Source organism: Pseudomonadales bacterium, from assembly GCA_024234165.1.
Lineage (GTDB): Bacteria > Pseudomonadota > Gammaproteobacteria > Pseudomonadales > UBA5518 > UBA5518.
In genome coordinates this window covers 153,085-167,141 of record JACKOP010000003.1, presented here as the reverse complement: position 1 = coordinate 167,141, position 14,057 = coordinate 153,085, and the positions used below count along the sequence as shown (strand labels likewise).

The window sequence follows — 14,057 nt, the reverse complement described above, 5'->3', positions numbered from 1 at the left end:
TAGACTGTGCGCACGGACACACGCTCGATGTCGTGACTACGGTTGCGGCACGCTGCAACCCATCCCGCCAGAGCAGACACGATCGGACCATGGCAATTCTGGACATCCTCGAGTTCCCCGACCGTCGGCTGCGCACGATCGCGCGGCCGGTCGAACATTTCGACGCGTCGTTGCAGCAACTCATCGACGATATGTTCGAAACCATGTACGCCGCACCGGGAATCGGTCTCGCCGCGACCCAGGTCAACGTGCACAAGCGGGTCGTCGTGATGGATGTCTCCGAAGACAACGACCAGCCACTGGTGCTGATCAACCCCGAGGTAACCGTGCTGCCCGGCGGAATGCGCGAGTTCACCGAAGGCTGCCTGTCGGTACCGGGTTTCCAGGAACCGGTGCAGCGCCCCGAAAACATCGTGCTGCGCGCGCTCGATCGCGACGGCAAGGCGTTCGAACTGCGCCCGGATGGCCTGCTCGCCGTGTGCATCCAGCACGAACTGGACCACTTGGACGGCAAGCTCTTCGTCGACCATTTATCCAACCTGAAACGCCAGCGCATCCGCAGCAAGCTGGAAAAGCTGCACCGACAGCCCGCATGAGCGTGAGCGAGCCCGTGCGATGAGCACATCGCCAGTGCGCTGCGTCTTCGCCGGCACACCCGACTTCGCTGCCACGATCCTGCAGGCCTTGCTCGATTCCGCGTTGTGCAGGATCGTCGCGGTGTACACCCAGCCCGATCGTCCGGCCGGGCGTGGCCGGCGCCTCGTACCGCCGCCGGTCAAGCAACTGGCGGACAGCCACGGCGTGGCCGTGTACCAGCCTGCTTCCCTGAAGGGCGCGAAGGAGCAGGCGGAGCTCGCCACACTGCAACCGGAGTTGATGATCGTTGCGGCGTACGGCCTGATCCTGCCGCCGGCAGTGCTCGCAATGCCACGCCATGGCTGCATCAATGTGCATGCCTCGCTGCTGCCGCGCTGGCGTGGTGCGGCTCCGATCGAACGTGCGATGGAGGCCGGCGACACCCAAACCGGCGTCACGATCATGCAGATGGACGCCGGGCTCGATACCGGTGCGGTGCTGCTGGCACGCGCGTGCGCGATCAGCGACGCCGACAGCGGGGGCAGCCTGCGCGAGCGTCTGGCAGGCATCGGCAGGGACGCGATACTGGAGACACTCGAGCAACTGATCGCGGGCAGGCTCACGCCACAGCCGCAGGATGATCGGCTGGCAAGCCATGCACCGAAGCTGCGTCGCGAGGAGGCCGTGCTCGACTGGCAGCTTCCGGCAGCCGTGCTGGCGCGCCGGGTGCGGGCATTCAATCCCGCCAACGTCTGCCAGACCACGGTCGCGGGCGAGGTGCTGCGGGTGTGGTTTGCAGAGCCGTGTGCTGCCACCACGGTCGCACAACCCGGAGAGATCGTTGCAGCAGAGCGCGACGGTATCGTCGTCGCCTGCGGTGACGGGGCGCTGCGGCTGACACATCTGCAACTCGCGGGCGCCAGGGCAATGGACGCGGCGGCGCTGCTGAACGGTCGTGCCGCGCTGTTTCGTCCCGGAACCCTCCTTGGCGCTGCAGCGGGCGACTGAGGTGCCACGCACATGCGCAGCACGTGCGATCGCAGCGGTGATCGCCACGAACAGCACACTCGATGAAGCGCTGGGACGCTTCACCGGAGCGCTCGAGGGTCGCGAGCGTGCGTTGGCACGCGAAATCGCCTTCGGTGTGTGCCGGCATTTTTTCGAACTCGACGCACTGCTTGCGCAACTGCTCGCACGCCCGCTGAAGGCGCGCGACGCGGATCTGCGGGCACTGCTGCTGGCGGGACTGTACCAGTTGCGTCATATGCGCGTGCCCGACCACGCCGCGGTCAGCGCAACCGTCGCCGCCAGTACCACGATCGGCAAGGGCTGGGCGCGCGGGCTGGTGAACGCCGTGCTGCGTGCGCACCAGGCGCGGCGCAGCGAACTTGAAGCGCGACTCGACGACGCCCAGCAGTTGGCTCATCCGCGCTGGCTGATCGACGCACTGCGCGAGGACTGGCCCCGCGAGTGGACGGACATCGTCGCCGCCAGCAACGCCACACCTCCGCTGACGCTGCGCGTGAATGCGGCGCGCAGCACCCGTGCGCAGTGGCTCACGAGCGCGGCAGCCGCGGGCGTCGCAGCACACGCCGGCACGATCGCGGATGATGCCGTGGTGCTCGCACAGGCAAGCGACGTCACGCGGATTCCGGGCTTTTCCGAAGGCATCGTCAGCGTGCAGGATGAGGGTGCGCAACTCGCTGCGACGCTGTTGCGCTGCGGTAGCGGTCAGCGGGTGCTCGACGCCTGCGCCGCACCGGGCGGCAAGGCCTGTCATCTGCTGGAGCGCTACCCGACGCTGCGCCTGGTGGCGCTCGATGCCAGCGCCGCACGCCTCGAACGCGTGCGCCAGAACCTCGCACGACTGCAGCTTGCGGCAGTGCTGCTGCTCGGCGATGCCGCGAATCCCGCAACGTGGTGGGACGGCGAGCCGTTCCAGCACATCCTGGTCGATGCGCCCTGCTCGGGCACCGGCGTGATCCGCCGCCACCCCGACATCCGTATCCTGCGCAATCCGCAGCAGGTGGTCGCGGCCGCCATGCTGCAACGCGAGATCCTGCGCGGGCTGTGGCCGTGTCTGGCTCCAGGCGGCAGCCTGCTGTATACGACCTGCTCGGTGCTGGCGAGCGAGAACGAGCACGCCATCGCGCATTTTCTGGATGCCACCCCGGATGCATCCGAAGTCGAACTCGATGTGCCCTGGGGTTGTGCGCGCCGACACGGACGGCAACTGCTGCCGACCATCGATCGCCATGACGGATTCTATTACGCGCTGCTGCGCAAGGCCGGCGGCTGCGACCGGGAGTAGAGCTTCGGCGCACCCGGAGGACGTCGCGCGAAACGACGGTATTCCCATTGATACTGTTCCGGTGCCCGACGTACCAGCGCCTCGATTGCCGCATTGAGTGCGGTCGCGGCGCACACCGGGTCGGGATCCGCAACCGCCGGATCGACGCGTTCGAAGCGGATCACGAAGCCGTCGCGACGGCGCTCGCAGGCACCCAGCACGCAGCCGCTGCCGGTGCGTCGCAGCAGGGCGGCAACGATCGTCGGCGTAAACGCTGCAATGCCGAAAAATTCGGCGAATACACCGCCCGACTCGTCCGGCTGCTGGTCTGGCAGTATGAACAGCGTCTCGCCGGCATGCAGCGAACGCAGCAGTTGCGCCACACCGGCACGCGTGGTCGGCGCGAGCCGGGCACCGGTGCGCGCACGCCCGGCGAAGGCAGCCGCTGCCAGTGCGCTCTGACGTGCCTCACGATACAGCGCGATCACCGGACCACGCGCAGCCACGAACTGCCCCAGCACCTCCCAGTTGCCGAAGTGCGGCACCAGCATCAGTACGCCCTTGCCCGCCGCCTGCGCACGTTCCAGGTGCTCGAGTCCCTCGACGGCGAGTAGCCGCCGTTGCCAGCGCGCAGCCGGGCCACGCCAGGCAAGGCCCAGTTCACACGCCAGCAACGCGGTATGCCACAGGCTGCGCCGTGCAAGCCGCAGACGTTCACGCTCGTCGAGTTCGGGAAGGCACAGCTCGAGGTTGCGCCGCGTGGTGCGCGCGCTGCGTGTATCGAACACCCACAGCACGGCAGCGATCAGCCACGCGAACACGCGCCGCACCCGCCACGGCAGTGCACCGGTCAGCGCCAGCCAGGCAGTCAGCAGCAACGCTTGTGGATCACGCACTAGTTGCAGTCGTCCAGATACCGTCTTCTTTCTATAATATGCGTCTTTTTTGCCCGATCGGTAGCGAGTGACCCATGGTATCGGCGAATTCCCCGGCGGCACCCCGCACTTTTCAGGATCTGATCCTCGCGCTGCAACAGTTCTGGTCACGGCAGGGCTGCGTGGTGCTGCAGCCGCTGGATATGGAAGTCGGCGCCGGCACCTTCCATCCGGCGACATTCCTGCGTTCGATCGGACCGGAGACGTGGAACGCTGCGTACGTACAGCCTTCGCGTCGCCCGAAGGACGGTCGCTACGGCAACAACCCGAACCGGCTGCAGCACTACTACCAGTTCCAGGTCGTGATGAAGCCTTCGCCGGACGATTTCCAGCAGCTCTACATCGAATCGTTGCGTTTTCTCGGTATCGACCCGGCGGTGCACGATATCCGCTTCGTCGAAGACAACTGGGAGTCACCCACCCTGGGAGCCTGGGGCCTCGGCTGGGAAGTGTGGCTGAACGGCATGGAGGTCACGCAGTTCACGTATTTCCAGCAGGTCGGCGGACTGGAGTGTTTTCCGGTCACCGGAGAGATCACCTACGGGATCGAGCGGATCGCGATGTATCTGCAGGGTGTCGACAGCGTGTACGACCTGCTGTGGGCGAACGGGCCACAAGGCCCGGTAACCTATGGCGACGTGTTTCACCAGAACGAAGTGGAAATGTCGCGCTACAACTTCGAGGAAGCCGACGTGGGGTTCCTGTTCGCAAGCTTCGACAAGCACGAGAGCGAGTGCCTGCGCCTGATCGATGCGCAACTGCCGCTGCCGGCCTACGAACAGGTGCTGAAGGCATCGCACACGTTCAATCTGCTCGATGCTCGCCACGCGATTTCGGTCACCGAGCGCCAGCGCTTCATCCTGCGTGTACGCACGCTCGCGCGTGCCGTGGCACGGAGTTACCACGATATGCGCAAGGCGCTCGGCTTCCCGCTGGCAGCGCCGGAGTTGCGCGCCGAACTGCTGGCCGCGGGAGAGACCACCCGATGAACACCGCCCCCTTGCTGGTCGAGATCGGTACCGAGGAACTCCCGCCGAAGAGCCTGCGCACGCTGGCGGAGGCGTTCGCGGACGCGCTCGTTGCACGCCTCGACGAACAGCGCATCGCACACGGCGCAACCCGCTGGTACGCCACCCCGCGCCGGCTCGCGGTACACATCGAGGACGTCGCCACGACCCAGCCGGATGCCGTGGCAGAGAAGCTCGGCCCTGCCGTGGCAGCCGCATTCGACGCCAACGGCAAGCCAAGTGCTGCGGCACTCGGTTTTGCGCGCGGCTGCGGTGTCGGCGTCGACGCGCTGTTGCGCATCGGCGGCGAGCGTGGCGAGCGGCTGGCATGGCGCCAGCACATCCCTGGTCAGGCTACGGCTGCCCTGCTGCCGACGCAGGTCGAGGCGGCGCTCGCCGCTCTGCCAATCGCCAAACGCATGCGCTGGGGAGCGCGTCGCGTGGAGTTCGTGCGACCCGTGCACTGGGTCGTGTTGTTGCACGGTGATGGCGTGGTTGCGGGCGAGGTCCTGGGAATCACGAGCGGGCGCGAGACGCGCGGGCACCGTGTACACGGCAGCACACGCATCACGCTGGCTGCTGCCGGCGACTACGAGCGCGCACTGCGCGACCGCGGGCACGTGATCGCCGATTACCGCGAGCGGCGCTCGATCATTGCCGAGCAGGTGCGCTCGCAGGCAGCCACGCTCGGTGGCGATGCGGTGATCGATGACGAACTGCTCGACGAGGTGTGCAGCCTGGTCGAGTGGCCGTGCGCGCTCGCCGGGCGTTTCGAGCCACGCTTTCTGCAGGTACCTGCCGAAGCGCTGATCTCGTCGATGAAGCAGCACCAGAAATATTTTCACGTCGTGGACGCGACGGGAGCCCTGCTGCCGTATTTCGTGACGGTCGCGAACATCGTGAGCACCGAACCACAGAAGGTCATCGACGGCAACGAGCGCGTGATCCGCCCGCGGCTTTCCGATGCCGCGTTCTTCTACGAGCAGGATCTTCACACCACGCTGGCGGCCCGTCGCGAGCGACTGCGCACCATCGTGTTCCAGACCGAACTGGGCACGCTGTGGGACAAGACCGAGCGCGTCGCTCGGCTGGCGCACACGATCGGCAGCTCGATCGGTGCAGACCCGGCGCTGTGCTCCCGGGCGGCAGTGCTGAGCAAGTCCGACCTAGTCAGCGAAATGGTGCTCGAGTTCGACGAACTGCAGGGCATCATGGGCAGCTACTACGCGGTACACGACGGCGAGGCACCCGAAGTGGCCGCAGCGCTCAGCGAACAGTACCTGCCACGACACGCGGGCGATGCGCTGGCACACGGTGGCGTCGGGATCGCGCTCGCGCTGGCCGACCGGCTGGATACGTTGACCGGCATCTTCGGCATCGGTCAGCCCCCGAGCGGTTCACGCGATCCGTTTGCGTTGCGCCGTGCCGCTCTCGGCGTGTTGCGCACGATCATCGAGAACGCACTCGATCTGGACCTGCTGCCAGTGATCGAACAGGCTGCGGCCGGGCACCAGACGCTTCCCGCGCGCGACACGGTCGTCGACGCGGTACGCGGCTACGTGTTCGAGCGGCTGCGTGCGTGGTACGCCGACGCGGGCATCGCGGTCGAGTGCTTCCTGGCGGTACAGGCACGCAATGTCAGCAGACCGCTGGATTTCGATCGGCGCGTGCGCGCCGTCGCGAGTTTTGCGGCACTGCCCGAAGCAGCAGCACTCGCTGCTGCCAACAAGCGCGTCGCGAACATCCTCGCGAAGCAGGCTCCTGGAGAAATTCCGTCGCAGATCGACCCCGCGTTGCTGCACGAGGCCGCTGAACTCAGACTCGCACACGAGCTCGATCAGTGTATCGCGAGCAGTGCCGCGCAGCTCGAGGCCGGCGATTACACGAGCGTGCTCGGCCGGCTCGCGACGCTGCGCACCGCGGTCGATGCATTTTTCGAACAGGTACTGGTGAACTGCGACGATGCACGCCTGCGTGCGAACCGCTATGCGGTACTTGCGCGCCTGCGCGCTGCATTCCTCGGCGTGGCCGACGTCTCGCTGCTCGCGGTGTCGGCATGAAATTCGTCATCCTCGATCGCGACGGGGTGATCAATTTCGACTCGCCCGACTACATCAAGACCCGCGACGAGTGGCAACCGATACCCGGCAGCATCGAGGCGATTGCGGCACTGTCGCGCGCGGGCTACGAAATCGTCGTTGCCACCAACCAGTCGGGACTCGGCCGTGGGCTGTTCGGGCTGGACGAACTGGAGGCGATGCACCAGAAGCTGTGTGCGCTCGTCGAAGAGCGCGGCGGACGGATCGGAAGCATCTTCTATTGCCCGCATCTGCCACAGGACGGCTGTACGTGTCGCAAGCCGGCCACCGGACTGCTCGACGCCGCCGAACGCGAATACGCTTGCTCGCTCGCCGGCAGCGTCGTGATCGGGGACTCGATGAAGGACATCGAGCTGGCACGTGCGAAGGCGTGTCGACCAATATTGGTGTCGACGGGCAACGGCATCGCGACCAGCGCCGCATTCGGCGCAGGCGATGCGGACGTAAGGGTATTCAATGATCTGGCGGCCGCGGTGGTCGCGATCCTCAACGAAGGTTGAACCACGCATGTTGGTGGCGTTTCTGCGCTCGGTGCTGTTCTACGCCGGATACGGTCTGTCAGTGATCGTCTGGGGAATCGTCATCCTGGTCGCTGCACCGTGGCTCGAGTTCCCGCAGCGGTTCCGTCTGGTGACGCTGTGGAACCACTTTTCGCTGCGCTGGTGCCGCCTTGCCTGCGGTGTGCATTACCGCGTCGAGGGCCTGCAGAACCTGCCCACACACGGTTGCGTGGTCGTCGCCAATCACCAGAGCAGTTGGGAGACGATCTTCCTCGCCACACTGTTCCCGCGGCTCTGCGTGCTGCTGAAGCGCGAGTTGCTGCGTATCCCGTTTTTCGGCTGGGCGCTGAAGATGCTGAACCCGATCGCGATCGATCGGGGCAATCCGCGCGCTGCACTCCGGCAGGTGATCGAAAGCGGGGTACAGCGCCTGGCGAGCGACTGCAGCGTCCTGATCTTTCCCGAAGGAACGCGGGTCGATGCCGGCGAACCGCTGCGCTTTTCTCGCAGCGCCGCCCAGCTCGCGATCCAGGCCGGGGTGGAAATCGTGTGCGTTGCGCACGATGCCGGCAAATGCTGGCCCGCCCGACGCTTCCTGAAGACGCCTGGCGTGATCAATGTCGTGGTGAGTGCTCCGCTGCCGAGTGCGGGCAGTGACGCCGGCCGCCTCACGCGCCAGGCACAGGACTGGATCGAGCAACAACTGGAGCGCTTCGCAACGCAAGGCTGAACAGCGTCAGGCCTGCTGCAGCTCCCTGATCACGCGGGCGAGCTGGGCGTCGTCGCGATCATCCACCGGCAACGCCAGGCAGATGCCATCGACCAGACCGCCGAAGCGACGGCGCAATTCATCCGCCAGCCCATCCCAGACCGCGGTTGGCACGAACGCATCCACTTGTTCCTCGCTGAGCTCCCCGCCCAGCAGATCCCAACGCCCCTCGCGCACCAGTGCGCGCAACTTCTCGCCGGTGGATCTCCAGCCGTACAGATCGAGCGCTCCCCAGTACTGCGGGGTGGACAGGTTGGTTGCAAGCATCCCGCGCCGCTGTTCACGCTGCCTCTCTGCCTCTGCCAGGGTGTTGCCCGCCGCAACGACTGGCGCTGCGACCAACGCCGTACTGCCTGCAGGCTTGCCGGCGCTGCGTTCGCCTTCGCGAACGAGCGGCTGTGTGACCTCTGCAATGAACCGCCGGTTCGTGGCTACCGGGTGAGTGAGCAGAGCGTCGGTGCACGCTCCGGCAAGCGTGCTCATCCGCGGACCGATGGCACCGAGATGCAGTGCGATCCGCGCGTCGGCGAGCGGTTTGGGCCGGGTCCAGGTGTTCTGGCGGTTCAATCGGTAGTACTTGCCCTCGAAGAGCAACGGAACGTCGTCCTGCCACGAGTGCCAGATCGCTCGCAGCGCACCGAGGTATTCGCGCATACGGGCTGCCGGCGGATGCCACGGCACACCGTAGCGGCCAACCAGCATCTGCGGAACCAGTGAGCTCAGCCCCAGGCGGAAACGCCCACCCGACAGCGCAGCCAGATTCCACGCAGCCACGGCGGTGACCATCGGGCTGCGTGCAAAACACACCAGTCCGCTGGTGGCCACCGCCACACGCGAGGTGGCGGTGATCGCTGCATGCGCTCCGAGCAGCGCATCGTGCGCCACGTCGGCAATCGAGACCACGTCACAGCCAAGCGCTTCGGCGCGCCGTGCGTGTGCCGCCACGTCGGCGAGCTCCAGATTGATATCGAGCGAGAGCCAGACTTTCATATGCCGTATTCCGCTGAATCCGCGCTCCAGAGACTGTCGCAAAAGCCCTCGATCAGCATGCGGGCAGCGTGCGGTGATGCCTTCACACCCGTGAGACGCCCAAATGCATCCCTGCAGGCTCGAACACCGCGTCCTGGCGGCACACGCCTCCCCGATGTGGAGGCATCACCGCGCGCTGACGGAGTTTTGCGACACCTGGTGAGGATTACATGACCCTAGATGTCCAGATTTGATACTGTTAACGCATTCTGCTCGATGAAATGGCGCCGGGGCTCGACATCGTCGCCCATCAGCGTCGTGAACAGGTGATCGGCTGCGATGCCGTCCTCGATGGTCACGCGCAGCAGCCGACGCGCCTCCGGGTCCATCGTGGTTTCCCAGAGTTGTTCCGGGTTCATTTCACCCAAACCCTTGTAGCGCTGAATCGTGTAGCCCTTGCGCGCCTCGCCCATCAACCATTCCAAGGCAACTGCAAAGGTAGTGACCGCTTGCTCACGTTCGCCGCGTCGAACGAAACCATCCGCTTCGATCAGATCCGAAAGCGTTTGGCCGAGCGAGCTGATTTCACGGTACTCCGGGGAAGCCAGAAAATCGCGCGACAACACATACTCCGTGGCGACACCATGGCTGATGACCTCCACTGCCGGCAACAACTGATGTCGTTCTTCGTCTTTATATACATGGAAGCTGAATACATCGTCCCCGGAGCGACGCTCACCGGCAAAGCGATCACCGAGACGGTCCAGCCATTGCTGCAGCCGCTCGCGATCGTCCATCCAGGCGCTTTCGAAGGCGGGCACCATCATGAGTTCGTCGAGTACCCGCTGCGGATAGATCCGTGACATGCGATCGATGATCCGCAGCACGCGACGATACTGCGCGACCAGCGACTCCAGCGTCTCGCCGCTGATACCGGGCGCCGCACGATTCACATGCAGCGAGGCATTCTCGAGGGCCGACTGGGTCAGGTACTGATTCAGGGCATCGTCGTCTTTCAGGTACTGCTGCTGCTTGCCCTTGGCGAGTTTGTACAGCGGTGGCTGGGCGATGTAGATGTAGCCACGCTCGATCAGTTCGCGCATCTGCCGGAAGAAAAAGGTCAGCAGCAAGGTGCGGATATGCGAACCGTCCACGTCGGCATCGGTCATGATGATGATGCGGTGGTAGCGCAGCTTGTCCGCATTGAACTCGTCGTTGCCGATCCCGCAGCCCATCGCGGTGACCAGCGTGCCGATTTCCTGTGACGACAGCATCTTGTCGAAACGCGCCTTCTCCACGTTCAGGATCTTGCCCTTCAACGGCAGGATGGCCTGATGGCGACGGTCACGCCCCTGCTTTGCCGAGCCGCCGGCGGAATCGCCCTCGACGAGGAAGAGTTCGGAGTGCGCGGGATCCTTCTCCTGGCAGTCGGCCAGCTTGCCCGGCAAACCGGCGATATCCAGCGCACCCTTGCGCCGTGTCAACTCACGCGCCTTGCGGGCGGCTTCACGCGCCCTTGCTGCGTCGATCATCTTGCCGACGATCGACTTGGCTTCTACCGGAGATTCCAGCAGATAGTCGCCGAACTTCTCGTTCATCGCCTGTTCAACCGCATTCTTGACCTCGGAGGACACCAGCTTGTCCTTGGTCTGCGACGAGAACTTCGGGTCGGGCACCTTGACCGAAACCACTGCGGTCAGGCCTTCACGCGCGTCGTCACCGGTGGTCGATATCTTCGCCTTCGCGGCAAGGCCTTCCTTTTCTATATAGCTGTTCAGGTTACGGGTCAGCGCCGCACGGAAGCCGGCCAGATGGGTACCGCCGTCACGCTGCGGAATATTGTTCGTGTAGCAGAATACGTTTTCCTGATACGAGTCGTTCCACTGCATCGCCACTTCGACGCCGATCCCGTTCTGTTCGCTGCGAAAGTGCAACACGCGGTTGATCGTGGTCTTGTTCGTATTCAGGAATTCGACGAAGGCATGCACCCCGCCTTCATATGCATACAGGATTTCCTCGCCCGAACGCTCGTCCTTCAGCAGGATCTGTAGTCCCGAATTGAGGAACGCCAGCTCACGCAGGCGCCGGGCAAGAATATCGAAGTGGAATTCGATGTTGCGGAAGGTCGCAGGCGATGGATGGAAACGGATTTCGGTACCCTTGGTGGTGGTGTTACCGACCACTGCGAGGGGTGCGACTGCTACGCCATGATGATAGATCTGCTCGTGGACCTTGCCGTTGCGCCGGATACGCAGGACCAGTTCGGACGACAGTGCGTTGACGACCGAAGCACCCACACCATGCAGCCCGCCGGACACCTTGTAGCCACCGGTTTCGGCGCCAAACTTGCCGCCGGCGTGCAGCGTGGTCATGATCAACTCGGCTGCAGAGACACCTTCCTCATGCATGTCGGTCGGAATGCCACGACCGTTGTCTATCACGCTGACCGATTCATCCGGGTGCAGGATGACCTGGATCTGATTGCAATGACCGGCGAGGGCCTCATCGATCGAGTTGTCGACAAGCTCGAACACCATATGGTGCAGACCCGTGCCATCGTCGGTGTCACCGATATACATCCCGGGACGCTTGCGTACGGCATCCAGCCCCTTCAGCACCTTGATGGCGTCTGCGTCGTATCCGGTATCGACCATGCTGTCCGTGTTGTCCACCATCATCTTCCTCAGTTGGGCGTGCGAAACACGCCATGTTCCACGTGGAACAATTGAATTTGCTCGGGAGCGACGCCAGCCCAGCAGTCGTGCAGCTCGTCGGCATCCACGCAACTCAGCAGGATCTGACACTGCAGTTCGGCCAACAGCCCACACAGCTGCTTTCGGTGCTCCCGGTCCAGCTCGGCTGGCAAATCATCAACCAGAAACACACAGTCTCGCCCGGACCGATCCATGAACAGGCGCCCCTGCGCCAGCTTCATTGCAGCAACCACCAGCTTCTGCTGGCCACGCGACAGAACTTCGGCCGCGCTCAATCCACGCATGCGGACCCGCACATCGGCCCGATGCGGCCCGTTCAGCGTGAACCCGCGTGCGTGATCCCGCTCGGTGTGCTCGCTCAGCACGTCGATCAGCTCACGGCCCGCGTCCCAACCGCGAAAATAGGCCAGCTCGAGTGTGTCGATCTGCAACAGTTCCTTCAGTGTCTGCTGGAAGACCGGGTAGAAGTCATCGAAGTATCGCCGTCTGAACGTATCGAGGAGGCTCGCTCCCGCCGCCAGTCGGGCATCCCACACGGCAAGCTCAGCGGCCGGGATTCTATCATGGCGCAGCAATGCGTTCCGCTGCCGCAGACAGCGGTGCACATCGAGCCAGACACGGTGGAACTGTTGTTCCACGTGGAACACACCCCAGTCGAGAAACTGTCGCCGGACCTTCGGCCCGCCCTCTATGAGGTCGAATGCAGACGAATTGATCAGTTGCAACGGCAGCCGCACGGCCAGCTCTGCTGAACTGCGGATGGACTGCCCCTGAACTCGTCCGCTGAATGTGCCATCGCGGTCGCGTGTCACCCCCATCGCTACCGGCACCGGCTCATCCGCATCGCCAAGCACCGTCGCGAACACCGTACAACGGCGAGCTTCGTGTCGAATCACCGGATCCAGCCGCGCAGAGCGAAACGAGCGCCCCGAGCCCAGCAGATACACCGCCTCGAGCACACTCGTCTTCCCGGAGCCGTTCGGACCGCACAGCAGGTTGATCCTGCGCAGCTCGAGCTCCGCCTGCCTGATATTCCGGAACTCGCTGACGCGCAATTGCCGAATCGACATCCGGTAGCGGCAAAAATCAGAGGCGCATCGGCATCACGACGTACAAAGCCTCGCCACCGGCGGCCGGATCCTCGATCAGAATGCTGCGGCTGCCATCCGAAAACTGGAACTGCACTTCCTCACTGCCCAAGGCACCCAGGACATCGAGCAGGTAGCTCACGTTGAAGCCGATTTCCACGCGTGCTCCGCTGTAACTGACGCCCACCTGCTCCTCGGCCTCCTCCTGCTCGGGATTGTTCGCCAGGATCTGCAGGTTGCCGTCATCGAACACGAGCCGCACGCCCCGATACTTCTCGTTCGAAAGAATCGCCGTACGCGTCAGTGCATCCTTCACCTCCACCCGCGAACCGATCATGCGCTTGTCGGCCTCGCGCGGCAGCACCCGCTCGTAGTCCGGAAACTTTCCATCGACCAGCTTCGACGTGAACGTGAACTCCGGCGTGGTCGCATGGAAGTGGTTCGTGCCCAGCACCACCCGCACGTCCTCCGCAGGATCCTGCAACAGGCGCAGCAACTCGAGCACGCCCTTGCGGGGCAGAATCACCTGCATATCGGAGCCGACGCCGTCGAGCTCGGCGTTGAAGGTCGCCATCGCCAGCCGGTGTCCATCGGTAGCAACAGTTCGCAGGCGCGTCGGCGTCACTTCGAACAGCATGCCGTTCAGGTAATAGCGCACATCCTGCTGCGCCATCGCAAACGCGATGCGGTCGATCGACTGCCTGAGCCGCAACTGGTTCAGCGTAAACTGCACCGTGCCCGACGCCGGCTCGGTGTTCGGGAAATCGCTTGCCGGCAAGGTCGACAACGTGAACCGGCTGCGACCGCTACGCAGCAGCAGGCGCTGCTCGTCGAGCGTGAACTCCAGACGCCCCGTATCCGGCAGCGATTTGCAGATATCTGCCAGCTTGCGCGCCGGAACCGTGATCTCGCCACTCTCGCCCGGTTCCGGCAGGGTGATGCGTGCCATGAACTCGACTTCGGTATCCGTACCCGTAAGCGTCAACCGGTCACCATCGAGCGCAATCAGCACGTTCGACAGGATCGGCAACGTCTGGCGTCGTTCCACGATACCGGCGACCAGACTCAATGGCTTCAGCAGCGCCTCCCGGGAAATCGCAAATTTCATGT

At 64.4% G+C, this 14,057-nt stretch carries 12 protein-coding genes; 7 read left to right on the top strand and 5 right to left on the bottom strand.

The features are described 5' to 3' along the window. Positions 1–89: 89 nt before the first annotated feature. From H7A12_10095 to rsmB, 3 genes are read left to right on the top strand one after another with little or no spacing between them, the layout of a single operon-like run. Complete coding sequence (locus H7A12_10095; GenBank protein ID MCP5321160.1) at positions 90–596, top strand: peptide deformylase; 507 nt, start codon at positions 90–92, stop codon at positions 594–596. Positions 597–615: 19 nt separating this feature from the next. Beyond that, the gene (locus H7A12_10090) at positions 616–1,584 is read left to right on the top strand and encodes a methionyl-tRNA formyltransferase (protein ID MCP5321159.1); all 969 of its coding nucleotides are present in this window, start codon (positions 616–618) and stop codon (positions 1,582–1,584) included. Position 1,585: 1 nt separating this feature from the next. Then, a complete protein-coding gene (rsmB, locus tag H7A12_10085; GenBank protein ID MCP5321158.1) occupies positions 1,586–2,887 on the top strand; it encodes a 16S rRNA (cytosine(967)-C(5))-methyltransferase RsmB in 1,302 nt (433 codons plus the stop codon). Here rsmB and H7A12_10080 read toward each other — a convergent pair. Continuing rightward, the gene (locus tag H7A12_10080; GenBank protein MCP5321157.1) at positions 2,845–3,762 is read right to left on the bottom strand and encodes a lysophospholipid acyltransferase family protein; all 918 of its coding nucleotides are present in this window, start codon (positions 3,760–3,762) and stop codon (positions 2,845–2,847) included. The genes rsmB and H7A12_10080 overlap by 43 nt on opposite strands. Positions 3,763–3,836: 74 nt before the next feature. Between H7A12_10080 and glyQ the strand changes: the two genes are divergently transcribed. Genes glyQ through H7A12_10060 form a run of 4 tightly spaced genes read left to right on the top strand, consistent with a single transcriptional unit; the run spans position 3,837 to position 8,137 of the window. Beyond that, entirely contained in the window at positions 3,837–4,790 is a 954-nt protein-coding gene (gene glyQ / locus H7A12_10075) for a glycine--tRNA ligase subunit alpha (protein MCP5321156.1), read from the top strand. Beyond that, positions 4,787–6,868, top strand: a complete 2,082-nt coding sequence (locus H7A12_10070; protein ID MCP5321155.1) for a glycine--tRNA ligase subunit beta — start codon at positions 4,787–4,789, stop codon at positions 6,866–6,868. Before glyQ ends, H7A12_10070 begins: the two co-directional genes overlap by 4 nt. Beyond that, positions 6,865–7,407, top strand: a complete 543-nt coding sequence (gene gmhB, locus H7A12_10065) for a D-glycero-beta-D-manno-heptose 1,7-bisphosphate 7-phosphatase (protein ID MCP5321154.1) — start codon at positions 6,865–6,867, stop codon at positions 7,405–7,407. Before H7A12_10070 ends, gmhB begins: the two co-directional genes overlap by 4 nt. 7 nt (positions 7,408–7,414) lie before the next feature. Further along, on the top strand, positions 7,415–8,137 hold the full coding sequence (locus tag H7A12_10060) for a 1-acyl-sn-glycerol-3-phosphate acyltransferase (protein ID MCP5321153.1): 723 nt from the start codon (positions 7,415–7,417) through the stop codon (positions 8,135–8,137). 6 nt (positions 8,138–8,143) lie between these two features. On the opposite strand, the gene H7A12_10055 is transcribed toward H7A12_10060, so the two are convergent. The 4 genes from H7A12_10055 to dnaN form a co-directional block, all read right to left on the bottom strand. Next, positions 8,144–9,166 (bottom strand): LLM class flavin-dependent oxidoreductase, encoded by a 1,023-nt coding sequence (locus H7A12_10055; GenBank protein MCP5321152.1) that lies wholly within the window; start codon positions 9,164–9,166, stop codon positions 8,144–8,146. 215 nt (positions 9,167–9,381) lie between these two features. After that, positions 9,382–11,799, bottom strand: a complete 2,418-nt coding sequence (gene gyrB / locus H7A12_10050) for a DNA topoisomerase (ATP-hydrolyzing) subunit B (GenBank protein ID MCP5321151.1) — start codon at positions 11,797–11,799, stop codon at positions 9,382–9,384. Between the two features lie 29 nt (positions 11,800–11,828). Then, positions 11,829–12,929 (bottom strand): DNA replication/repair protein RecF, encoded by a 1,101-nt coding sequence (gene recF, locus H7A12_10045; protein MCP5321150.1) that lies wholly within the window; start codon positions 12,927–12,929, stop codon positions 11,829–11,831. Positions 12,930–12,945: 16 nt separating this feature from the next. Next, the gene (dnaN, locus tag H7A12_10040) at positions 12,946–14,055 is read right to left on the bottom strand and encodes a DNA polymerase III subunit beta (GenBank protein MCP5321149.1); all 1,110 of its coding nucleotides are present in this window, start codon (positions 14,053–14,055) and stop codon (positions 12,946–12,948) included. Between the last annotated feature and the right edge of the window lie 2 nt (positions 14,056–14,057).